Here is a 21,985-nt window from a genome sequence, read left to right as displayed (position 1 = left end):
GTTTCTCACTCCTGAAAATTCTACTGGGGGTTACGTGCATATCATATTTGCTATTATATCTTTTTTTCATTCATTTTGCAGCATCCAATGATATACAAAAATTCCCCTGCCGCAAAGACAGGGGAACCGCTTTTATTCTTCCGGTTTACCCATTTTGATGATTTCTTCTTTCGATTTTGAACCAAAATCTCTCACCATTTCTCTCAGGAAACCATGATAAATAATAAACAGAATGATAATCAAAGGCAAACCTGTTGCAAGCACAATGGCTTTAATGGTGTTAATATCCGTACCTGCATATGCAATGGCAATGGGAATTGCTACTAACAACAGGCACCATACAAATTTCAATTTCTTATTGGGTTCTTCCCCATTTTTCAGCACTCTGGTGATGGTAGAGGACAATGTGAAAGAGGTTGCATCCAAAGTTGTTGCTAAGAACAGAATGATAACAACAAGATACAGAACCATCGCTACTTTGGAGAACGGCAGCGCATTGATGGTAGCCGTTGCAATCATTTCAGATTGACCATTTGCCAGCATAGCAGGTACATCCAGAATGCCGTCCATACGCAATCCCTGCTGGAATGCTGTTACGCTGCCAAAGAACAGGAACAAGCCTGCAGTACCTGTAATCAGCATATTGATGATGATTTCTCTGACAGTTCTGCCTTTGGAAATCTTTGCAACAAACAAACCTGTGAATGGTCCAAATACCAGCCAATATACAAAATAAAATACGGTCCAGTCCTGGGGATAGCCGCTTCTGGTCACGGGATCTGTCCAAAGGGTCATTCTGACGAATTCTGTTGAGAGAATACCAAGGGAGTTCACCAAAGAATCCAGAATAAACTGTGTATTGCCTGCGATAAAAATGAAAATCAAAAGTGCAATACAGAAATAAACATTCCAGTCACTGATTTTTCGCATGCCTTTTTCAATCCCTACCAGAGAGGAAATGGAATACAGAACGGCTGTGCCAATCAATACCATTACCATCAAAGTGAAGGATGTGGAAATGCCAATCAAGTCTGCAATGGCAGCCGCAATGGTAGATGCAGAGGAACCGGCAGAAATACAAATAGAACCAATGGCTGCAAAGATGAAAATAAAGTTTACAATTTTACCAAACCATCCGTTTACCGCTTTTTCTCCCAGAGAATATTTGCATAAAGCACCGAAACGCAGTTCGTTATCTTTCTTGATGTAATAATGATAAGCGAAAGGCAGTACAAAAATACACAGCAATGCCCAAGCTGCCGGACCCCAGTCAAAAATCGCATAAGTCAAGGATAATTCATAAGCATATGCTTCGGAAATGGGCGCACCAGCTAAGGCAGGTGCAGCATTAAAATGATATCCCCATTCCAAAAATGCCCAGTAAACAGTTCCTGCACCCAGACCTGTAAAAAACATCATAGCTACCCAGCTCATGGTTTTAAACTCCGGTTTGCAGTTGCCAAAACGAATATTTCCGTATTTGGAAAAAGCCAGTGCTACCAGAAAAATCAATACAATGACAGTAAAGAACTGCATCACAGAGCCAAATGTATATGTCAACGCATGCATAACCTGCGCACCAATTGCCTTTCTAGCTTCTGGATACAAAGTCATGCCAATCATCAAAGCAAGAATGATCACAATGCTGACGATCATCAATCCGACTTCATATTTCTCATTGAGTTTTTTCTTTTCATTCATACAATCTCCCCCTTATCTATCAGATTACCTTTGCTTCTTTTAACGCACTGATTTTTTCTTCCGTATAACCTAACTGCTGTAAAATCGCATCGGTATGTTCACCCAATGTTGGAGAAGGAATATTTGTAACAGGCTTGTTTTCTGACAAATGAATGGGATTTCCCACCAGTTTTACAGGTCCCATGACGGGATCTTCCACTTCAATAACCATATCTCTCGCCAGCAATTGGGGGTTTTCTAAAGATTCTGCGATGCCCATAACAGAGGAGACCGCGATGGAAGAACCATCAAATAAAGCTTCCGCTTCTTTGGATGTGTAATCTTTCAATTTTTCTTCAATCAAAATTTTCAATTCTGCCTGGTTGTCCAAACGCTGTGCATTGATCGCATATTCTTCTGTATCAGGCAATCCTAAGATACTGCAGAATGTTTTCCACTGACTGTCGTCTTTCACAGTAATGGCAATATAGTCGTCTTTTGTTTGATAAACATCGCTTGGAGCCACGTAATGACTAGCGTTTCCGGAACGGCTGATTACCTTGCCATTGTTGGCATATTCCAAAACGGGATATTCCAAAAGTCCAAACAGCGCCCCCAGCATCGTAACATCAATCTGTTGACCTTTTCCTGTTTTCTGTCTATGGTGGAAAGCGATCATCAATCCCAGTAACAACAGCAATCCTGTATAACTGTCACCGATTGCCGGTCCAATTTTTGTGGGACCTTTATCAGCAAATCCGTTCACATCCATAATACCGCTCATGGCTTGGATGACATTGTCATATGCCGGATATTTGGATAATTCGCCTTTTGTTCCGAAGCCGGAAATAGTAGCGTAGATAATATCTGGTTTTACCTGTTTCATCTGCTCGTAGCCTACACCATATTTTTCCAAGGTACCTGCTTTGAAATTGGAACAGACAATGTCCGCATCTTTAATCAAATCATAGATGATTTTCTGCCCTTCTTTGCTTTTGATGTCCAATGTAATACTCTTTTTGCCTCTGTTAAATGAAGCATAGTAAGCACTATAATCATTTTTAAATGGTCCCCATGTTCTTGCCTGATCCCCGCCGTCAACACGCTCAATTTTAATGACTTCCGCACCATAATCCGCTAAAAATAATGAGCAGAAAGGACCGGCATATGCATGTGTGAAGTCAACCACTTTTACTCCGTCTAAAAATCCCATATGATACAACTCCTTTTAGATTACTTTTTTGCCTTGCAGTGTGTGAATATCTTTTTCTGTTATACCGAGCATTTCCATACAAGCATTGGTATCTTTTCCAAGAGCCGGTGCGTCGGCAAATGATTTTGCTTTGGTATCGCCCAATACAAAAGGAATGGAAGGATAACGAAGCGTACCATATTTTTCGCTGTTCACAGAAACCATATATCCGTTTTCCAATGTGTTTGGCAAGTCTGTAATTTCAGGGATTGTCAATACCGCACAGCACGGAATGCCTTGTGTTCTGCATTTATTTTCTACTTCTGTTTTTGTATAAACAGACAGCCGCTTTGCAAGAATGGGACGAAGAATATTCATATAATCTGTTCTTCTTCCTTCATTATCAATAAATCTTGGATCTTCTTTTAAATCACCTAAATCCAATACATCACAGAATTTTTCCCATTGGTTCTGTGTTGCGACGCCCACCGCCACATAACCATCGGATGTTTCAAATGTGTCATAAGGCGCACAAGAAGGATCAAAATTCCCTTTTCTCTTATGCACTTCTCCTACAGTAGAATAAGTCGCCGGTGCAGCCTCAATGCAGGAATAAATAGAATCCAGTAATGCGATATCTACTTTCTGACCAATGCCTCTGATGTTCCGATCAATGAGCGCCATGACAATGCCTGTGGCAAAATATGCAGCACTGTAATGTTCCGCAATGGATGGTGCAGATTGAACAGGATATTCGTTATGAACACCAGTCATATCCATGGCAACACCTTTTGCCTGGGCTGTAAGAGAGCTGGCAGGCTTATTCTTATAAGGTCCTGTTTCTCCATAATAAGAATAGGAAGCATAAATAATATCGGGTTTCATTGCTTTCAAATCCTCATAACCAAGCCCTAATGACTCCATATAGCCCGCTTCTGCACCTACACAAATGACATCATAGAAAGGAAGCAACTTTTTCAAAATTTCCGCTCCTTCTGCTGTAGCAATATCCAGTGTGATACTCTTTTTCCCACTATTCAGGTAATTGAAATACAGACTATCGCCATTTTTGACAGGTTCCCAGCTCCTTACTTTGTCCCCGCCATTTGGTCGTTCCACCTTTGTTACTTCCGCGCCATAAGATGAAAGATACAACGTTGCTAAACTGATGGTTAGCTTTTCAGATAAATCCAAAATTTTGATGTTTTCTAGTGCATTCATGGTCACAACTCCTTTTGATTTCTTTGACCATATATAAAGCAAAATCTGTGCCAAATCCAGAAATGCCAAAAATGCGGTAAAAATGCACATAAAAAAACAAGATTATTCAAATTCGAATAATCTTGTTTTTGATTGCTATTCTATTCAGAATAATTTATTCATAATAGAATAATTTTGTTTCTGTATTTTTTCAAATGCCTTGGATATTCCTCCTAGAAAAAATAGATATAAAAAGGTTGAAACGTGACGCGAATCCGCGACCTCTGGTCGCGGATAAGGACTGATAAATATCTCATTTAATATATGTCTATTTTGAGGTTACGTAAAATCGCTACTACTGTTTTTATACTATTCTATACACAGCATATCTGTTGTTATCCTAACTATTATTCAAGTTTTTCCAAAATAAACAATTCAAGTAAAATTAGTTTTTAAATTATAGTCCTTGAACTACTTCTAAATCCAATTGTTTTTTTCTTTCTTTCCAATCAGGCATTTGAACAGTCAAAAAATTATAAAAGTCATTATTGTGATAAGGATAAAGAAGATGCGTCAATTCATGCAAAATAACATATTGGATGCAACGGAGATCAGCTTTTAGCAAATACTCATTTAATGTGATTTTGTTTTTTGATGGTGTACAACTTCCCCATAAAGTTTTCATTTTTCTGATATATATAGTAGGTTTTTCTACACCATATTTTCTAAAAATCCTATTAAAAATCTCGTCCATTTCATTTATATAAATGTCATATGCTTTTTCTCGCCACCATCTTTCTAAAATTTGTTGGTGCTTTTTACTCTTTTCACTCGCATAAACAATAATATTTTTTTCTTCTTCAATTACACAATTTCTATCAGAAATTTTTTTAATAATCCTTCGGTCTTGTCCTAATAATTGGGTAGACGTTCCACTTTTAATATCAATCAAGGTATTATAGCCACTTGATTGCTTGTATTTTCGTAATTGTTTTTCAATCCAGCCTGATTTTTTCTTGAGGAAATAGGAAATCCACTCGTCCGTTACTTCGTTTGGTACAGATAAAACAACTTTTAAATCTCTAAATACTTTAAGATGAATGTTTTTGATGTTTTTACGTTCTATATATACGGTTGTCCTGTCAAATGGTGATACTAAGTCTAGCACATAAGTTTTCATTAATACCTTGCCACCGCAACTTTCATAGTTTCATCAATAATTAAATCAAGCAAATCAATGTTGGATTTATCAATGACAACGCCGATTTCTTCAAACATATCAAACAAACAATCATCTAAATTTCTGTGCATCGTTTTATGGACAACCTCATTATGTTTCCAGTCTCGTTTTGCATTATCACTGATGACCTTTTTAATCCTAAATGAATACTTAGCAATAATTTCCTCAGTATCAGTCGTGACTTTTACTTCTTCATTATTTTTAAGCTGGGTAATAACAACACCATAAAAAGCTTTTAAATCACTATCATTAGCAATTTGAGATGGATATTCTTGCGATGTGATTCCGCTTCTAAAATCATCAGCCATTATCTTCATACTTTCTAAATACGCATCTGCATCACGTGTTTCATTATATAAATCAATGGTCTTTTTAATTTTAGAAGAAAATTCCTCAAACAAAAGGGGATCATCGTATCTAATCTGGTTCAGTTTAGATTCCATTCTGGTTTTTATTGCATCTGCTCGAGATTCATTTGAATCCATCTTCTCAAGAAGCTTTTTCATTGCTTTTTCATCACCAATAGAAACCGGCTTAACTACAGTTATGATATCCGTTGCATTTACAAAAGTGTCAATTAGGTTTTTTATTCCTTGTTCATATTTGGACAAATCAACCTCATCATCATATCGCATCATAACACTATCTTTTAATTTTCTATAGAATAAATACTCTTTGCGATATTTTTCGATTAAATCAAAGCCTACCTCTACAAATATATCTCGATTAGATAATGCTAAATTCAATAAATTAGCAAACTCTTTAAGTCTGTTGTAAAAATCTTTTCTTGTTTTTTCATCAGCAAGACTTTTTTGCCAAACATCTGAGGACTGGGAATCTTTAACTGATTCAAACATAGAAATTAAATTTGCATACGCTGATGCCAATTTGTTTTTCTCATCAATCGGACCAAATATCGCTCCTTCAATATCGGATTTATCAAATCCATTCATTCCAGACTCAGCGTCTTCATACATATCAATAGCTTTGTTCAGCTTTCCAAAAACACCCCAATAATCTACAATCAATCCGAAATCTTTTCCTTTATAAACTCGATTAACTCTTGCAATAGCCTGTAACAGGGAATGTTGTTGAATAGACTTATCTAAATATAAAACACCAGCAACAGGAGCATCGAACCCGGTCAACAGCTTATCTTTGACAATAAGCATATTGATTTCTCCTTCTGGATTTTTAAAATCTTCACAAACATGATCATCATATTTTTCATCGCTGTCACCAAATAAAGGTTTTACCATTTTCTGATGATATGCCTTTATTTTTTTGATTGATTCATTCGTGGTTTCATCATCATCCCCCTCTCTCTTGCCTCCAAATGTAATTACTACACGAGGATTAATTCCAGACATACCTTTTAACACTTCATACATTTCAACCGCCGCTGCTCGTGAAGAACACACAACCATTGCCTTTAAACCTTTAGGAAGACAATAACTTTTAAAATGATCTGCGATATCAAATCCTATTAAGTTGATACGGCTTCTGGCTTCTGAAATCGCTTTAAATCTGCTGAACTTGTCGGAAAGTTTATCCTTAAGTTCTTGCGGAAGACCTTCAGTCAAACTTTCAAAATAGTTGTTGATTGTCAATGCAGGTTCTTCCTGTTTTACTTTGCGACCTTCGTAAACAAGCGGAACTGTAATACCATCTTCTATAGCTCGTTTCATCGTATAGTTGTGAATTGGATCACCAAAAGTTTTATATGTATTCTTTTTTGCTTTTGCAATAAGTGGTGTACCAGTAAATGCAATGAGCGTTGCATTTGGCAAAACTTCTTTCATATAGTTAAACATCGACTTATACTGCGAACGATGTGCCTCATCTACCAATACATAAAATTTATCACTATCCGGCTCTAAATATTTATTTTTGTACACTGTTTCAAATTTGTTGATTAGCGTTGTAATAACTATATTATCTTTATTTTTTAACAAGGAATTAAGACCTTTTCCAGTTGCAGCACGGACAGGTGCCATTTGAGAATTAGCAAAATTATCACGGATTTGTTTATCAAGATTTATACGGTCTGTAACAATAATAAATCTGGGATTTTCATATCCTTTTTCAGCCTGAATTTTTTTAACTAGCATAACCATTGTCAAAGATTTTCCGCTACCTTGTGTATGCCAAATAACGCCGCCTTTTGAAGCGCTTCCATCTTTGCCATTAATTCTGTCCATAGATTTATGAATAGCAAAGTATTGCTGATGTCTTGCAATCTTCTTAATATTATTATCAAAAAGTATAAAATTCTGAACCAAATCAAGAAGTCTTGCTTTGCTAAGCAAAGATACCGTAATTTTATCCTGTTCCAAAATAGAACCATCCGGTGAACATTTTCTGCAGGTTTCATCCTGCCATTTGGCTTCATCTTCTCTCCACTCTACAAAATAGTCAGAGGTTGTACCACCTGTGCCGTAAAGAACTTTCTGTGGGTTCATCGCAATTACAAGTTGGGAAAATTTAAACAGCTGAGGGATATAATCTGGCATCATATTGCGGACATTTTGATGAACGCCCTCCATAACATCGATGCTGGACTTTTTGCATTCGATTACAACAAAAGGAATACCGTTGACCATTAATACAACATCAGGACGAGCATAACTTCCGTTTGGACGCTGAACGCTGAATTCTTCTGTTACCTGCCAAATATTATTTGCAGGATGCTCAAAATCAATGTAATGCAGGTCAAACGATTGTTTTACCGGAATATCACTATCTATTGCAATATTTTCCTCCAAACTGATTCCCAAAGTAATAAGATTATAAATTTCTTTGCTTGCCATAGAAAGACCTTGCAAAAGAGAAGCATCTAATCCTTTAACTGCTTTTGTTATGGATTCTCCCGAGAAAAGCAATTCGTGTCCATTGTATTTATAGGTTTGTTTTTGTAAAAAGCGAATCAACTCATCTTCGAATAGTACAGAAGACAAATTTCTTCTTTTATTTTCTGATTCACTACGCGAAACATAATCATAACCCATATTAATTAAAAGTTTTATAAGCCTGTCCTGACATTCCAAACGCTCGTTAAATATTGTATGATTTGGCATATCTCCATTCCTCCCACATAAACAGTGATAGCCGGACTGAAAAGTCCGGCTTTTACTGAACTTATTTTTCTTTTGTTACGCCCTTAAAAGGTTTATCGGAGGATGTTTTTACATCCATAAATCTTCCTGTTTCAGTGTCTCTTTTTACCCATAATCCAGTTTTAGGGTTGTGTACCTGTGTCCTATTTTTTACTGCTCCCACACGAGCATTATCACCATAAGGTTTGTTTTTAGCCATTTTATTTCCTCCTTATACTCTTACAATTCCGGTTATCAGCAACTGTTGCATTGCTTTTTGTTGCTGTTTCAATACTTCTAGTTTTTTATGGTGATAATTTATTTGCAAATCAAAGTTTTCCAAAATATTAAGAATATTTTTCTGACTTGTTTTTGTCGGGAAACTTATGGTTTGCATTCTCAAGAAATCTTTTGGAATATGCGGAACTCCAGAGCCTTCACGCAATAATTTGTTTCTCTCTTGAATTTTTAAAAGATAATAGTATAAAAAACTCGGAAATATTTCGTGGTTTGGTGTCAATTTAGCAAAAGTTGAACCTACAACACCCTCAACTTTGTGTATGGGAGTTCCTGCTCCAGAGCCATCCCATAATAAAAGAACATCATTTAAATCGGCACGAATCCCCTCGTCATTTGTGTAATTACAGAAACTACTGTTTATTAAATAATCCATGTCAATTATTGGATTCTTTCCATTTTCATTCGTATTAACCAATACAGCTTTCTGCTTGCGTATAACGCTTTCCAATTTAACTTTCTTCCAGCCTTCCTTTGGTGTAAGCAACCTCTGCATCAAAGCTTTTTTCTGCAATTCTAACTTTTCAATCAGTTTTTCCTGCAACTCAATTACTTTGTCCCATTTAGACAGGATTTCTGCAATACGATTTTGCTCATATTTGTTTGTAAAACATACATTCACCTTTGAAAGTGAATCTTGGCTTACATTAATATGCTGTGATCCTGCTGAATACTTTATAATCTGTTGTCGAACTTTAGATGATTTGAGAAGCTCATTTAGATAAAATGGATTATAATCAGAGACTTTTTTGCCTCTGATTACAAATCCACTGTAAGTAGCTATATTTTCTTCATCCATATAAACATTCGATTTTCCTGCATCCTCAACAGTTTCAGAACTTCTCTGAAAGAGAATATCACCATAGGTAACACTATAGTTGTTCAAAGTCTTTTCGTCTATATCCACATGTCCTCTGATATTATCATAAAATATAGGTCTGTTAGACAAAATATCCATAACACTAATCATTTTGATTCCGCTATTGTACTTTTCTTTATCAGCATTAACTCCATTCTGAAACTTTAACAATTCAGACAGTCTTTTATTTTCCCATTCATTTGGGACAATGCCTACAACAGTCCTTTTATAGCCGTCAGGAACTTTTCCGGCTTTTATAGTTTCTATTCTTTGTTTTATTTCTTCGGTCATACTTCCACCTACTTCAATTTTTTCTTTTCCATCTCACGCTCAATCTGCTTTATGCTTTTATCAGGGGTTGGCAAATCTTCTGGCATTGTGCCGCCAAGCTCTTTAATAGTTTTGCGAACTTTTGCACCTACTTCGTAGTGTGTTTTATTTGCATTTTCTTTGCCTTTAATATTTTCACGACGGAGTTTTTCTTCGGTCTGCGTGGCACGGAACAGATTAGCCGCAAGCTCCGTACTGCCCATATGGTCTAAAATCTTCTGACTCTTTCTCAATCCTTTATGTTTATGAATTGCCTTCATATCCATTCCGCCGTAAAGACCTTTATAGCCATAGTTTTGAAAAATTGCATAATCCAATGGCTCAACAACCCCTGCTTTATTCGCAGCATCTGCCAACAATTTATTATGTTTAATCATTTCATTTCGGATTGCTAAACGACGCTGTTCTTCTGTCAGTATGTCAAAATCATCAATCATTTCCTGCTGTCTTGTTTTAACAGCAAAATAGGTTTGACCTACGGCAATGACTTCCTTTTTGGGATCTCCGTTCATTACTATCAGATAACACGCATAACGGGAAAGCATGATATCATCGATTTTTCTCTCAGCGCCAGAGCCAATTTCAACCATTTTGTTGACGCCAACAAAATGGTCCTGTACATCAAATCCACTCGTTTCACACGCAATTTGTGCTTTCTCAATGACATTACTAAAATTACGCCATTCAGAATATTCCAACGTAAACTGCAGTTCTCTTGCATACCAAAATTCTTCCCCATACTCGTTGATATGCTTAATATTTTCGAAAGTTTTTTCACTATACTTTACAAGATCACTCATAAACCCAGCTCCTTCATACATTTCGCCATTTCTTCTTCAAGGGAAGCAATCTGAGTTTTGATGTCTGCAATCTCCTTGTTTACGCTCTCCAAATCTATAAGTTCCTCTTCCTCAAAAGTATCAACATAGCGAGGAATGTTGAGATTATACTCGTTTTCCTGAATTTCTCTGAGGGTTGCAACATGACTGTATTTTTCTTGCTCTGCTTCTTCTCCGTTTACAAATGCTTTATAAGTATCAACTATTTTTTTGATATCGTTTGGTTCTCCATTTGAACCGTCACGCAATTTATTTTTTGCTTTTTCTTTTTTAAAATCTTTAGAGGCATCGACAAAAAGAATATCTGTTGTGGTACGTCCTTTTTTAAATACAACAATGCAGGCAGGAATGGAAGTACCGTAAAACAGATTTTCTGGCAACCCAATAACAGCATCAATCAGATTTTTCTCAATTACCGCCTGACGAATTCGTCCTTCAGATGCACCTCTGAATAGAACCCCGTGAGGAGCAACTGCTGCAACTCTTCCGTTTCCGCTCATACTTGCAATCATATGGAGCAAAAACGCCCAATCACCTTTACTTGCTGGCGGTACACCTAAGTCAAATCGATGATATCTGTCAAGGGACGGTTCCATCTTAAACTCTTTTTTCTTACCCTTCTTAGTTGATTTGTTATTAGACTCATCTTCATCAACAGAAACCTCTCCACCAGGGTTAAAACCCTCTGCCCATTTATCTTTACTAAAAGGCATATTGGCAACGATACAATCAAATTTCATGAGATTACCTTCACTATCAAGATGCTGAGGATTTGCGAGGGTATCTCCCCAAGCAATATGAGCATCTTTTATATCATGAATAAACATGTTCATTCTTGCCATAGAAATAGCAGAGTTATTTACTTCCTGACCGTATATTGAAACTTTATCAAGACCACCTTTTTTAGCCGCTCTAATAAGCAGAGAACCAGATCCACATGTAGGATCATACACACGGTCTTTTTCCTGTGGAGCAACAATTTGTGCCATAACCTCTGAAACTTGCTGCGGTGTAAAGAAACTTCCTGCCTTCTTTCCTGCCAGAGTTGCAAATTCACCAATCATATATTCATAGGCATCGCCCACAACATCTGCCGGAACTTCATTATCTTTTGTCTCAATATGGCTAGGTCTTAAATCCAAGTCAGCAAAATCTTCAAGTAATGTTCTCAGAAGAGGATTTTTTTGCTCTTTCTTTCCTAAATTAGCCTCACTGTTAAAATCAATGCCTCTAAAAATCCCAGACAAAATTGAGTTTGAACTCTCGATTCCAGTCAAAGCCTCACTGATTTTAGTTCCTATGTCTACAGCATATTTGTTCTTTAGCAAGTAATTGAAGGTATACTCTTCTTTCAGAACAAAAGGAAGATTAGATATTTGCCTTTCAAGACGAATTCCTTCATAATCTTTCTTAAGATTTTCTACACTCTCCTCAAATGTATCACTTAAATATTTTACAAATAGCATAGACAGGACATAATCTTTATAATTTGCAGCATCAATATTATCTCTAAATGTATTTGCTCCAGCCCACAAAGCATTTTTGATATCTTCAAAAGTTGTTTTTTTAGTTGACATTTTATTTCCCTCCGTTTATAGCTTTGCTCAACAGATTTTTTGTTTTAACAAGTTCTAATTCATCCAATCTTCTTTTTAATTTATAAACTTCAATACTTTTTTGCCATAAATCACCAATTGCCCTTTGCTTTTCTATCGGAAGAATCGGTATTTGTATTTCCTCTAAATCACTTCTTCCAATAGCAGGGATTTTTGCACCAGACAATGACTGCGTAATCTTTGGGATCTCGTTGTTAAGAATATAAGCAAGATATTTCGGTTCAACAGAAATTGCTGAGATTATTATTAAATTTCCAGAAGCATAAATATTGTTTTCGATTTTGTCAATATAATTCACGAATGCCGGACTTATTCTTTTTACAATAATATCTCCATTACAAACTTTTGTATCATCATTTGCTCGAATTCTATCATCGTAAACAAAACCATCTATTACATTGTTTTCTAGCAATTTAATGGGAGTAAGCACTTTATACTTTTGATTAGAGATTACCCTTTGAGCTAAGCAAAATCGAATTTCTGCTATCTCTTTCAATTTTCTTATCATAAAATCACCCTTATAAAAAAGGTCAACAAATGCTGGGCTTTGTTGACCTAATATTCAGAATCGAGGAAGAGAGCCTAGATTGTCAGCTTTGATGCCATTTGCATCTGTTCTTAAGTAAGAATTTTCCACAACTCTGACATCTTCTCCTACAGTCCAACCATTCCACAAATTATAATATTTAGTTTTTGTACAACCCGGATTTTTGTTAATAAAATCAATCATTTGACGTTTAGTGCAAATTTGAGTGGCTTGTTCTGATAAAGTGTTTGTCCACTTCAAATGCGAAATAACTTCATAACCGTATGAATCTTTTTCATAATGTACTGCATCAATGTAAACCATAGTTAAATCCTCCTACATATATTATTGACAAATGAGACATTTTGCGGTACACTATTTTTGCGAAAGAGCGTCGCAAGATGCCCAGCCCTATATCTTTACCCAGCGTTCAGATATAGGGCTTTTCATTTGTTACTTAGAGTATATCATTTTTTATTTGTATTGTCAAGTTTTTTTTATGTAATTGACTTACACATGATATTTTTATTCTTATCAATCTATTTTTTACTATTAATTTCTTTTTAAATAGTGTAATGCACATATATTATCTATTCTCATATAATATTACAAAACATATCTTAGATATTACCCGCTCAACTTTCTATATTATTTTCTAATTCCGAAAACCGAACTCAAAGAAACCATACATATAGGTGACTAAAATACATAGACAATGCTTATCACAAAGCAAACATAAGAATGTTTGAAAATTCACATATATTTCTGTTCTTTTTCAATTCACCAATCAGCTGATTCCCATTTCGTTTTTACTCCACTGCAGTCCCCACGGACTTATAGTAAATCTCCACTTTCTGAGTCTTATTTCCATCCTCGTCTATGACCTTTTCATGGACGACAATCCTTTCGATGAGCTCATTGAGTATGTAGGCATTTAGTTCCTGTATATCCGTATATTTCTTGATAAGAGGAATGAACTTCTCCACATTCTGGAACACTTCCTGGGTTTTCTCCCACTGTTCTTTCAGCGTTTCCTGCTTGCTTTTCAGTTCTCTTTCCTCTTGATCAAGCCCCTGATACATATCCTCATATCGTTCATCGCTGATTCTGCCCAAGGCAAGGTCTTCATATAATCGTTTGATGACTGCTGTGATTTCTGATAATCTTCTTTCTACTCGCTGCAATTCCACTTTGATTTTCGTCCCATCCTGTTTCTGCTGGTCTGTTTTCATCTTCACCAGCATTTCCAGATACTGTTCTTCCGCATTTTGTGCCCTACTTGCATGGCGACGGATATCCTCCAGAACGATTTGGTACAACGCTTTCCAGCTGATGTAATGTGAGGTACATCGATCCTTACCATAGTTTCTATAGACCCAGCAGCTAAAGCCTGTATAAGTGCCTCGTTTGGCATCATAGCTGACGTTCAGCGAGGAACCACAGTCAGCACACTTCACCAATCCTGCGAAGGGCTGCAATTCCCCTTTGGCATTTGGTCTTCTCTTGGCTTTCATCATCTGATGCACCGTGTCCCAAAGTTCTTCGGAAATGATAGCCTGATGCGCATTATTATATACGATCCAATCTTTTTCCGGCGTTTCCTCTCTCCTTTTATCGAAAAATCCCTTTGTCCTTGTCCTGCCAAACACTGCCTTTCCCAGATAGACCGGATTATTCAGAATGGAGCGTATGGTTGATGCGTGCCAGTCAAAATCCTGTCTCCAGTAATCACTTTCATAATAATCGGGATGGTTCCGATTGAAATATGCCTGAGGATTCAAGATTTTTCGCTCCCGCAATATCTTTGTCATCTTCCCATATCCGATGCCATCAGCGAAAAGTCTGAATATCATTTGCACCACTTCAGCCGCCGGCGGATCGACAATGAGTTTATGTCTATTCTGTGGATCTTTCTCATAACCGAATGGTGCATGGGCACCAAGGTACATCCCTTCCTTTGCTCTGGCTCTATGGGCAGCTTTTGTTTTGGCTGACACCTGTCTGGTATAATAGGAATTGATAACATTCGTGAACGGAAGGACTAAGTTATCCGAACCATTTTTTGAATCATAATTTTCTGCGATGGAGATGAAGCGGACACCCTTCTCCTCGAAGTAATGTTCGATATAAAGCCCCATCTGGGCATACTCTCTGCCGAATCTGGAAAGGTCTTTGACGATGACCACATTGATTTTTCCAGCTTCAATGTCCGCCATCATCTGTTTGAACTGGGGTCTTTCGAAGTTTGTTCCGCTCCATCCATCATCACAATAAACACCTGCAATGGGGATTCTGTTTTCTGCACAGTACTGTTTCAACAGTGCTTTCTGTGTCTGGATACTGTTGGATTCTCCGGCGTTGCCGTCATCCTGGCTGAGTCTGCAGTAAATTGCAGCAGCGATATTTTCCATAAAATCACCTTCTTTCAGCCAAACATCATATCCCTACATAGCCGGCGAATCCATACCCCAATCTACTGAATCTTCTTCCTCTGGTTCGTCATATGCACCAGATTCAAAATCTTTTTTGATCATATCCGCTACTTTTTCGGTGATATCTTTTTCTCCATTGAAGCAGCTTTCCACATGAAATTTGACCCCTCTGATTTCTTTGGTACTCATTACCCTTGATACCTTTCTCATAAAGCACCTCCTGCATTACCCCATTTTCATACCATGGGCTTCTTTTTTCTCCTGAATTTTCTGTCGCAGTTTACGGTCAACGGTTTGGATGACCGCATCCTGTTTTTCATAATCTTCTACAACGATGTTGCTGACTTCTTTCAATAGCCGTATCAAATGATTCCTGATGATTTCATTTTGTATCTGATTTTGCTTTTGATGTTGGTTTTCCATCTGCATATTGCTGATTTCCAACGCCGTTTTCAGCACCAGATTTTTGATGTTCCGAAACTCTGGCTCCTCAGAGAAAGAATGTCTGGCGTAGCCTTTGCCGTCATAAAAAGATATGACCTCGTCTTTCAAATCCAGCCATGACTGATAAAGGGAATCTATCTTTTCATCCTTACTGATTTCCGAAACGATTTCATCCACCAGCAATTTATTCTCTTTGGCAAGACGAACGTAGACTTTTTTATGCTTTGCTGTCTGCAAGTTCTTTGCCAAGGTAAATAGCAATGCCTGTGCATAAGGATTTTCTTTGTGTTCCAAAGACAAGGAACGCTCCAAAAGGTTTCTGCATTCCTCTCGAATCCATTTCCGCATCTCATCTTTCTGCCCATAGAGATGATAAAATTCATCATGGAAAATCTCATGAGCAAAGGCACTTCTCAAATTTTCAATGCCTTTTTTCGTCAGATAGCCCTCCTTTGGGTCTTTCGAATAGCACATGATATGGATATGTGGGTGGTGACCTTCGTTATGGAAAGCACCATACCAAACCAGATTTTCCGGCTTGATCCGCATTTCTTTCGCCATTGCCAAAGATTTTTGCGTGACCAGATTTCTCCACACCTTTGCATGATCATAGCCCAATCGCTGGGCATCCTCTCGTTTCAGAGAAACCACAAAGTTCCAGATACGTCCCGGATATTCCGCCGCTTCCCTCTGTACCTTCCGCAAATCAATCTTTTCATCTCTGTCATTCCACAGGGCATGCCCCTGCTCTGTGAACTCCGCCCGAGGGCGTTTGGCTAAGTAACCCACGTAATTTTTCATATCATTTCCATGATAAATTTGCACCTCAGCGATTTTATGAATGAGATCTTCCGCTGTTTGACAGCTCGGATTTTCTTTATACGCCTGATATTCTGCAACACATTCTTCTTTCAGCTTCGGAAATTTTTTCAGTTCTTTTGCGATCCATTCCCTTTGGAGTGTAGAAACTTCATCAGAAATCGGCTGGGCATATCTTTCTGCATTTGGTCTGGTGGCGATGTATTTTACATAGTTTTTCATTTGTCCTTTGGAAATGTTCTTCACATATCGTGCAGTAAAAATGATTTTTGCCATGCCTTCGCCACCATCCTTTCATCTATTTTTTTACTTTATCATATCTTCCAGAGACAAAGTTCCGTTCATACTTTTTACTTCTCGCTGGCATAGATGGTGGAGCTCGGTCAATGTTTCTTCATCCATTTGAAAATAAAAAGCCATGATCCGCTGCAGTTTTGCCAACTCCACAGCCATACGAAAGCTCTGATTGGAGAGCCTGCTTTCCGAAGATTTCACTGATGACTCCACCACCTTCTGAATCTGCTCGCCCAACACCACTTTGTTTTTCTCTGCGGAAAGGTAACCAGCATAGTACCTGATGGCTTTTTCAATAAATTCATTCCGGCTCCGGCAGTCATCCATTGCCATACCAGCCATGCAAAGATTGGCTGTTTCCTCCGAAAGCCGGACAGTAAATGTCTGTTTTGTATTCTCCTTTTGCAATCATCATCTTCCCCTTCCATCTCTCCTTGATGTCGGTACCGACGTCAGGCACAAAGCCCGTAGTTTCTAAGGGAAAAGGCAGTTTTTCCCACTGGAAAGCGCCGCTTCCGACGTCTGTGCCTTCTTTCTGACATCAGCTTTTGGGGGCAAACAATCTCCGCACTGCGGGGATTGGAGAGAATCGTGGCGGAACAAGACACCGCCGCTTTAACCAGCAATCTTTTTTCGCCCTTCCAATAGGCTTTACAACAGGGTCAAAGAAAGCCATTCACTGTCAATTCTCAACATTTCCCCAAAAATCCCTCACGCTGCCCCTTTGTTCCTCTGGTGATCACATCCCCTATTCCTGTTTTTCATCGCCACACAGGCGGTCACGTCGCCGACAAACGCTTTCCTTCTCTCTGACAGGGTCAGCAGGGTCAGTTTTTTGCCAACCCACCCAAAAACCGTCACTACCGTCACTTTTTTCGTTTTTACATCTTTGGAAAACCCACATTTTCCCTGATTTCAAAGGGTTTTCCAATCTCTTGTCTTTTTCTTTGGCAGGGGCAGTAGAAGGATTTTTCTGCCGACTACCGTCACTGATGAAATCTATTTTCATTTTCCTTTTCTCCTTCCAGCCATGTGATTTTTGAAATTTCCATGATTCTTTTGCCATCGCTTCTTCTGGTATGGAAAGCATAACCCAAACGCAGAAGCTCCGCTGAGCTTTTCTTCAATCGTTTCAAGAGTGTCAGATGGGAAATAGTTTTTTCAGAAGCGTTACTGAACAGCTCTGCCAATGCACTTGGCTCGCCTGATAGAAAAATATGTTTTTTCATGCACCCATCCACAATGGAAACGATTTCGTCGACGGGTTCTTTTTGCTTTTCCAATGAATCCTCTTTTTTCATCCAGATACTGTTTTCATCCCGTTCTAGTTTCAGTTCCCGTGGTTCCACATCTCTCCCCAGAACAGATAGCTTCACGGAACCACTGCCCCTTTTGTTTTCTGTCATCACCAGAATGGTATCGGCTGCCCCCTGCAACCCTGTCGTGCCGGAAATCATATGGAATGCGTCTTTGCTTTCCTGCTTCCGCAAGTGATGAATCAGAAGTATAGTCAGCTGGTATTCGTCAGCAATCTTTTTCAGAGATTGGATGTCTTTATAGTCCGTCCCATAACTGTAATCCAGACTTTGTTTTCTGATGCACTGCAATGTATCAATGACAATAAGCACTGTTTCTTTCTGCTCTGATAAAAACTTTCGAATCTGTTCTTCCAGCCCTTCCCCAAGCCAAGCGGCTTCCCAACAAAAAAACAGATTCGCAGGCGCGTCATCTGTTATGGTAAGGGTTCTGTTTTGCAGACGGGATTGATTGTCCTCCAAACAGAGATATAATACGGTTCCTTTTGCCGTTTCACAGTCCCAGACAGGCTCCCCTTTCGCAACGCAAAGACAAAGCCAAAGAGCGAAAAAAGATTTCCCTGTCTTAGGGGCACCAGCAAGTATGGCAAGTCCTTGGGGGAGAAATTCTCTGACTGCAAACTTGATGGGTTTGTAATCCATATCCATGAGTTCTTCGCCACTCATGACCTGAAGCGGTTTCGTCATAACACCATAACACCTCCTCTCCTATGAAATTTTTATGGGAATCTGATATGGGCATTGGAACACCACCTCCTCAATGATATCTCAAAAATTTTTAGACTTATCAAAAATATTATTTTTATAAGTCTATAACTAAAATTTAACACGCCATTGCTTTTTTGTCAAGACACATTTATAATAATATTATAGTTCTGTCTAATTTTTATTTTGAAAGGAAAATGACCATGGCTGATGATCTGCAATATAAAGTCTATCTGTTAGAGGGACAGGAAAACTTCGTAACAGAAACAAAAGAATATGCGCTGAAAAAAGAATATCAGTTTCCTGATAGTCTGATCGATTTTCTGTATGTGGATTTCCAACCCCTTATGGGTGCATTTGAACAACTGGGACGGGATATTGAAAATCTCTACCAGAAAAAAGATGCCCAATACACCAGAAGCGTTTTGGACTTTCTCCATGACATGGCAGCGGTTCACCCCTATTTCGAAATCACTTACCATGTTTGGAAAAAGAGATTCCGTCAGGCGGAAGAACAGGAATTCAAAAACATCATTGACCTGCTGCCAAGAAAACAACTAACTTGGATTCCTTCAGAAGCAGTGGAGATACAGCGTCAGATCAGAGATATTTTTGACAACTGTTTGGACAGAGATTTATCTCAAGGGACTGTCAATGAACGACTGACAAGCCATTTCAAGAAATATCAGGATGATTCTTTGAAACTGTTCCGCTTTCAGAAATTGAATATCAAATATGAAATGGTGGAAGATCGGGCTTTTACAGATGTGCTTTATCCAGAAAGTATTTATGATGTCATTGATTATATCCTGCGGGAGTGCATCAAGAGAGAACAGCCCATCAGAAAATGTAAGAACTGCCAGAAATATTTTGCCATCCGTGGCAGAACCGATACGGAATACTGCTCCCGCCCCATTGACGACATGGGCAGGACATGCAGAGATTTGGGGGCGTCCTATCTTTGGGAAAGAAAGAAAAAGGATGATGAGATATTCAAAGTTTACAGACGGGAATATAAGAAGCGTTTCGCATGGATCAAGAGCAAAAAAATCTCTCAGGAGGATTTTTACGCATGGTCTGAGAAAGCAAGACAGCAGAAGGAATTGTGTGATCGTGGGGAGATGACACTGGAGGAATTTAAGGACTGGCTGAAGAGATAATGCAAATTAAGGGGGAAAACAATTATGCTGATGATTCTTTGGATTGCAGGGATCATTTCAGGTTTTGCGTTTCCATTATTTCTTATCTCTGCAGTGAGATCAAAGGATGAAGAAAACGAAGTAATGACATATACCTTTCTGTCCTGTTTGACTTTCGGAATTTGTATGCTTTCTATTTTGGTGACACTCGTATATTCCTAATGATTGCAGAATTATTTGATTCAAAGAAATAAAATTCTCGGCTCAAGTGAAAACAAGATTTCCAGATGAATGATGTAGGTGTGGAGAGATGAAATGAAAAATGAAAGGGCTAGTAAAAACATCAAAGGGGGACTCTGTATGAAAAAGAAATTGAGCATCATCGTTGTTATTCTTTTATTATTATGCGGTGGCTATTACTTTGGGCTTGGTTTGATACCAGCAACAGACGTGGGGATATCAGATTTTAAGGTATCGGAAAAGCAGGATCAAATAACGGTTTATACTTTTGTTTTAAGTTCCGTCGGTTATACCAGAACTGTCAAAGATGTATCTGATGATCCTAAAAAAATGAAGTTGCAATTTTATCCAGCTTTTGGCGGCATCAATGGTTCCATAGGCGCAAAGTATGAATTTGATCTTCCCCTCTCTCCCGAATGCAAGGAAATCTATGTTCTGCTATATGATGATTACAAACTGCTGATTGCAAAAAATCCTACTACAGGAGAATGGGAAATGGTCTAATAAATCACTTGACTTCTGATTCCATAAGAGTTTATATACCACAAAGCATATTAAATTGGAAAAGGTGGTTATCTTATGGATATTTTCGAAGCATATCTCTCCTCACCTGACGAAAGCATACCAACATTCTCCACATTCTTTCAGTCAGCACAAGACCTAAAGGAAAGCCTTGGGACGAAGGGATACCTGCTGGATCATTATCTTTCTCTCTGCTTTCGTTTGATTACGCAGATTGATTTTGTCAGCTTACAGGATGAAGTTTCAGAAGCCATGGCTGCCATAATGCAGAGCATTTCTGATGCAGAAGCAGAACAAGCATTTTCTTGTCAGGAAATTCATACAAGACAAATGCTCTGGCTATTATCCCATGCAGACGCCTTATTGGAGCAGGCATTCCAAGACTTCATACAGAAAAAGACACTTTCCTCTGAAACCAGTGTAGACATCATAGACCTCAGGCAAACAGAGGAAAAAATAAAAGTTCTCATTGGACAGGAGAAAATGGAATCTTTCCAGAGAATGTTCCTTCATCGTTTTCTGTTTTCTTCTGTGGCACAGCTCTTTTTACAAGGCATGACCACGGAGTTTATCAGAAGGTTTCTGACCACCGATATAGAAACAGGGAGCGAGGTTTTCCGAATCCATCTGAAAAATTTTGGACATGCAAAAAACGGCTAAAACCTAAGGTTTTAACCGTTTTTTTGCAAAGAGCCGGAAACGTGACTCGAACACGCGACTTACTGATTACGAATCAGTTACTCTACCGACTGAGTTATTCCGGCATATCTGATGGACTATCCTTATCTACAACCAGCGACCTGTTCTTTACGAATCAACGAAAACAGTATCATCAGATAAACATCTATAATATTATATCACAAATTCTCATAAAACGCAATAAAAAACATCATAAGCAGACTCAAAATACTGTAGGATTACAATACATGTGTTACAACTGAATATTTAAAAAGCGAGGATAGGCTCACTTTGTGTTATATTTGAATCACCACAAAACAAAAATACATAAAGGAGCATCCTCGCATGGCAAGTATAACACAAGATATGAGATACCGTCTATCACTTATTAAATACGCTGAACGATATGGAGTTACCAAAGCGGCCGTAAAATATAAGACCAACCGCCAGTATATTTATCGCTGGAAAAACCGCTATGATGGCTCTTGGGATTCCCTGCGTGACCGTTCCAGACGTCCCCAT

At 38.2% G+C, this 21,985-nt stretch carries 21 protein-coding genes and 1 tRNA gene; 4 read left to right on the top strand and 18 right to left on the bottom strand.

Annotated elements, in window-relative coordinates; translation table 11 throughout:
* Positions 1 to 132: 132 nt before the first annotated feature.
* The 17 genes from BUB35_RS09865 to BUB35_RS09795 all read right to left on the bottom strand — a co-directional run bounded on the left by BUB35_RS09865 (position 133) and on the right by BUB35_RS09795 (position 18,866).
* Positions 133 to 1,701 (bottom strand): BCCT family transporter, encoded by a 1,569-nt coding sequence (locus tag BUB35_RS09865; RefSeq protein ID WP_084730642.1) that lies wholly within the window; start codon positions 1,699 to 1,701, stop codon positions 133 to 135.
* Between the two features lie 19 nt (positions 1,702 to 1,720).
* Positions 1,721 to 2,893, bottom strand: a complete 1,173-nt coding sequence (locus BUB35_RS09860) for a CaiB/BaiF CoA transferase family protein (RefSeq protein WP_072851340.1) — start codon at positions 2,891 to 2,893, stop codon at positions 1,721 to 1,723.
* Positions 2,894 to 2,908: 15 nt separating this feature from the next.
* Positions 2,909 to 4,093: a CaiB/BaiF CoA transferase family protein gene (locus BUB35_RS09855; RefSeq protein WP_072851339.1), complete on the bottom strand. Its 1,185-nt coding sequence runs from the start codon at positions 4,091 to 4,093 to the stop codon at positions 2,909 to 2,911.
* Positions 4,094 to 4,529: 436 nt separating this feature from the next.
* Complete coding sequence (locus BUB35_RS09850; protein ID WP_072851338.1) at positions 4,530 to 5,252, bottom strand: M48 family metallopeptidase; 723 nt, start codon at positions 5,250 to 5,252, stop codon at positions 4,530 to 4,532.
* On the bottom strand, positions 5,252 to 8,389 hold the full coding sequence (locus tag BUB35_RS09845) for a type I restriction endonuclease subunit R (protein WP_072851337.1): 3,138 nt from the start codon (positions 8,387 to 8,389) through the stop codon (positions 5,252 to 5,254). The genes BUB35_RS09850 and BUB35_RS09845 overlap by 1 nt, the downstream gene beginning before the upstream one ends.
* Positions 8,390 to 8,450: 61 nt before the next feature.
* Positions 8,451 to 8,627, bottom strand: a complete 177-nt coding sequence (locus tag BUB35_RS19260; RefSeq protein ID WP_200777593.1) for a hypothetical protein — start codon at positions 8,625 to 8,627, stop codon at positions 8,451 to 8,453.
* Positions 8,628 to 8,639: 12 nt separating this feature from the next.
* Positions 8,640 to 9,854 carry a restriction endonuclease subunit S gene (locus tag BUB35_RS09840; protein ID WP_072851336.1) on the bottom strand — a complete coding sequence of 405 codons (1,215 nt, stop codon included), beginning with the start codon at positions 9,852 to 9,854 and terminating at the stop codon, positions 8,640 to 8,642.
* Between the two features lie 8 nt (positions 9,855 to 9,862).
* Positions 9,863 to 10,693: a DNA damage-inducible protein D gene (dinD, locus tag BUB35_RS09835; RefSeq protein ID WP_072851335.1), complete on the bottom strand. Its 831-nt coding sequence runs from the start codon at positions 10,691 to 10,693 to the stop codon at positions 9,863 to 9,865.
* On the bottom strand, positions 10,690 to 12,309 hold the full coding sequence (locus BUB35_RS09830; RefSeq protein ID WP_072851334.1) for a type I restriction-modification system subunit M: 1,620 nt from the start codon (positions 12,307 to 12,309) through the stop codon (positions 10,690 to 10,692). Before BUB35_RS09830 ends, dinD begins: the two co-directional genes overlap by 4 nt.
* Position 12,310: 1 nt before the next feature.
* Positions 12,311 to 12,856: a restriction endonuclease subunit S gene (locus BUB35_RS09825; RefSeq protein WP_072851333.1), complete on the bottom strand. Its 546-nt coding sequence runs from the start codon at positions 12,854 to 12,856 to the stop codon at positions 12,311 to 12,313.
* Positions 12,857 to 12,910: 54 nt separating this feature from the next.
* Entirely contained in the window at positions 12,911 to 13,198 is a 288-nt protein-coding gene (locus tag BUB35_RS09820; protein WP_072851332.1) for a DUF3892 domain-containing protein, read from the bottom strand.
* A 485-nt stretch (positions 13,199 to 13,683) separates the two neighbouring features.
* Complete coding sequence (locus BUB35_RS09815; RefSeq protein WP_072851331.1) at positions 13,684 to 15,285, bottom strand: recombinase family protein; 1,602 nt, start codon at positions 15,283 to 15,285, stop codon at positions 13,684 to 13,686.
* 33 nt (positions 15,286 to 15,318) lie between these two features.
* On the bottom strand, positions 15,319 to 15,516 hold the full coding sequence (locus tag BUB35_RS18870; RefSeq protein ID WP_087989442.1) for a hypothetical protein: 198 nt from the start codon (positions 15,514 to 15,516) through the stop codon (positions 15,319 to 15,321).
* A gap of 15 nt (positions 15,517 to 15,531) precedes the next feature.
* Complete coding sequence (mobP3, locus tag BUB35_RS09810) at positions 15,532 to 16,845, bottom strand: MobP3 family relaxase (protein ID WP_072851329.1); 1,314 nt, start codon at positions 16,843 to 16,845, stop codon at positions 15,532 to 15,534.
* A gap of 30 nt (positions 16,846 to 16,875) precedes the next feature.
* Positions 16,876 to 17,271, bottom strand: coding sequence for a hypothetical protein (locus BUB35_RS09805; protein ID WP_072851327.1), 396 nt, complete (start codon positions 17,269 to 17,271; stop codon positions 16,876 to 16,878).
* Between the two features lie 340 nt (positions 17,272 to 17,611).
* The gene (locus BUB35_RS09800) at positions 17,612 to 17,872 is read right to left on the bottom strand and encodes a hypothetical protein (protein ID WP_072851325.1); all 261 of its coding nucleotides are present in this window, start codon (positions 17,870 to 17,872) and stop codon (positions 17,612 to 17,614) included.
* On the bottom strand, positions 17,850 to 18,866 hold the full coding sequence (locus tag BUB35_RS09795; RefSeq protein WP_072851323.1) for an AAA family ATPase: 1,017 nt from the start codon (positions 18,864 to 18,866) through the stop codon (positions 17,850 to 17,852). The genes BUB35_RS09800 and BUB35_RS09795 overlap by 23 nt, the downstream gene beginning before the upstream one ends.
* Positions 18,867 to 19,087: 221 nt before the next feature.
* On the opposite strand from BUB35_RS09795, the gene BUB35_RS09790 reads away from it, so the two are divergent.
* The 3 genes from BUB35_RS09790 (at position 19,088) to BUB35_RS09780 (ending at position 21,445) form a co-directional block, all read left to right on the top strand.
* Entirely contained in the window at positions 19,088 to 20,044 is a 957-nt protein-coding gene (locus BUB35_RS09790) for a DUF6076 domain-containing protein (RefSeq protein ID WP_072851321.1), read from the top strand.
* 339 nt (positions 20,045 to 20,383) lie between these two features.
* Entirely contained in the window at positions 20,384 to 20,767 is a 384-nt protein-coding gene (locus tag BUB35_RS09785) for a hypothetical protein (RefSeq protein ID WP_072851303.1), read from the top strand.
* Between the two features lie 75 nt (positions 20,768 to 20,842).
* On the top strand, positions 20,843 to 21,445 hold the full coding sequence (locus tag BUB35_RS09780) for a hypothetical protein (protein WP_072851301.1): 603 nt from the start codon (positions 20,843 to 20,845) through the stop codon (positions 21,443 to 21,445).
* Between the two features lie 31 nt (positions 21,446 to 21,476).
* On the opposite strand, the gene BUB35_RS09775 is transcribed toward BUB35_RS09780, so the two are convergent.
* Positions 21,477 to 21,549, bottom strand: a tRNA-Thr gene (locus BUB35_RS09775).
* A 259-nt stretch (positions 21,550 to 21,808) separates the two neighbouring features.
* Between BUB35_RS09775 and BUB35_RS09770 the strand changes: the two genes are divergently transcribed.
* The coding region (locus tag BUB35_RS09770) for a helix-turn-helix domain-containing protein (RefSeq protein ID WP_143158967.1) at positions 21,809 to 21,985 on the top strand (177 nt) is incomplete at its 3' end.

This window comes from Anaerotignum lactatifermentans DSM 14214 (assembly GCF_900142265.1).
Taxonomy (GTDB): Bacteria; Bacillota; Clostridia; order Lachnospirales; family Anaerotignaceae; genus Anaerotignum; species Anaerotignum lactatifermentans.
This window is presented reverse-complemented; position numbering and strand designations above follow the sequence as displayed.

Excerpts from the sequence above, each read along its gene's own strand:
- BUB35_RS09865 (WP_084730642.1), bottom strand. The coding sequence starts at position 1,701 with ATGAATGAAAAGAAAAAACTCAATGAGAAATATGAAGTCGGATTGATG.
- BUB35_RS09860 (WP_072851340.1), bottom strand. The coding sequence starts at position 2,893 with ATGGGATTTTTAGACGGAGTAAAAGTGGTTGACTTCACACATGCATAT.
- BUB35_RS09855 (WP_072851339.1), bottom strand. The coding sequence starts at position 4,093 with ATGAATGCACTAGAAAACATCAAAATTTTGGATTTATCTGAAAAGCTA.
- BUB35_RS09850 (WP_072851338.1), bottom strand. The coding sequence starts at position 5,252 with ATGAAAACTTATGTGCTAGACTTAGTATCACCATTTGACAGGACAACC.
- BUB35_RS09845 (WP_072851337.1), bottom strand. The coding sequence starts at position 8,389 with ATGCCAAATCATACAATATTTAACGAGCGTTTGGAATGTCAGGACAGG.
- BUB35_RS19260 (WP_200777593.1), bottom strand. The coding sequence starts at position 8,627 with ATGGCTAAAAACAAACCTTATGGTGATAATGCTCGTGTGGGAGCAGTA.
- BUB35_RS09840 (WP_072851336.1), bottom strand. The coding sequence starts at position 9,854 with ATGACCGAAGAAATAAAACAAAGAATAGAAACTATAAAAGCCGGAAAA.
- dinD (WP_072851335.1), bottom strand. The coding sequence starts at position 10,693 with ATGAGTGATCTTGTAAAGTATAGTGAAAAAACTTTCGAAAATATTAAG.
- BUB35_RS09830 (WP_072851334.1), bottom strand. The coding sequence starts at position 12,309 with ATGTCAACTAAAAAAACAACTTTTGAAGATATCAAAAATGCTTTGTGG.
- BUB35_RS09825 (WP_072851333.1), bottom strand. The coding sequence starts at position 12,856 with ATGATAAGAAAATTGAAAGAGATAGCAGAAATTCGATTTTGCTTAGCT.
- BUB35_RS09820 (WP_072851332.1), bottom strand. The coding sequence starts at position 13,198 with ATGGTTTACATTGATGCAGTACATTATGAAAAAGATTCATACGGTTAT.
- BUB35_RS09815 (WP_072851331.1), bottom strand. The coding sequence starts at position 15,285 with ATGGAAAATATCGCTGCTGCAATTTACTGCAGACTCAGCCAGGATGAC.
- BUB35_RS18870 (WP_087989442.1), bottom strand. The coding sequence starts at position 15,516 with ATGAGAAAGGTATCAAGGGTAATGAGTACCAAAGAAATCAGAGGGGTC.
- mobP3 (WP_072851329.1), bottom strand. The coding sequence starts at position 16,845 with ATGGCAAAAATCATTTTTACTGCACGATATGTGAAGAACATTTCCAAA.
- BUB35_RS09800 (WP_072851325.1), bottom strand. The coding sequence starts at position 17,872 with ATGAAAATAGATTTCATCAGTGACGGTAGTCGGCAGAAAAATCCTTCT.
- BUB35_RS09795 (WP_072851323.1), bottom strand. The coding sequence starts at position 18,866 with ATGACGAAACCGCTTCAGGTCATGAGTGGCGAAGAACTCATGGATATG.
- BUB35_RS09790 (WP_072851321.1), top strand. The coding sequence starts at position 19,088 with ATGGCTGATGATCTGCAATATAAAGTCTATCTGTTAGAGGGACAGGAA.
- BUB35_RS09785 (WP_072851303.1), top strand. The coding sequence starts at position 20,384 with ATGAAAAAGAAATTGAGCATCATCGTTGTTATTCTTTTATTATTATGC.
- BUB35_RS09780 (WP_072851301.1), top strand. The coding sequence starts at position 20,843 with ATGGATATTTTCGAAGCATATCTCTCCTCACCTGACGAAAGCATACCA.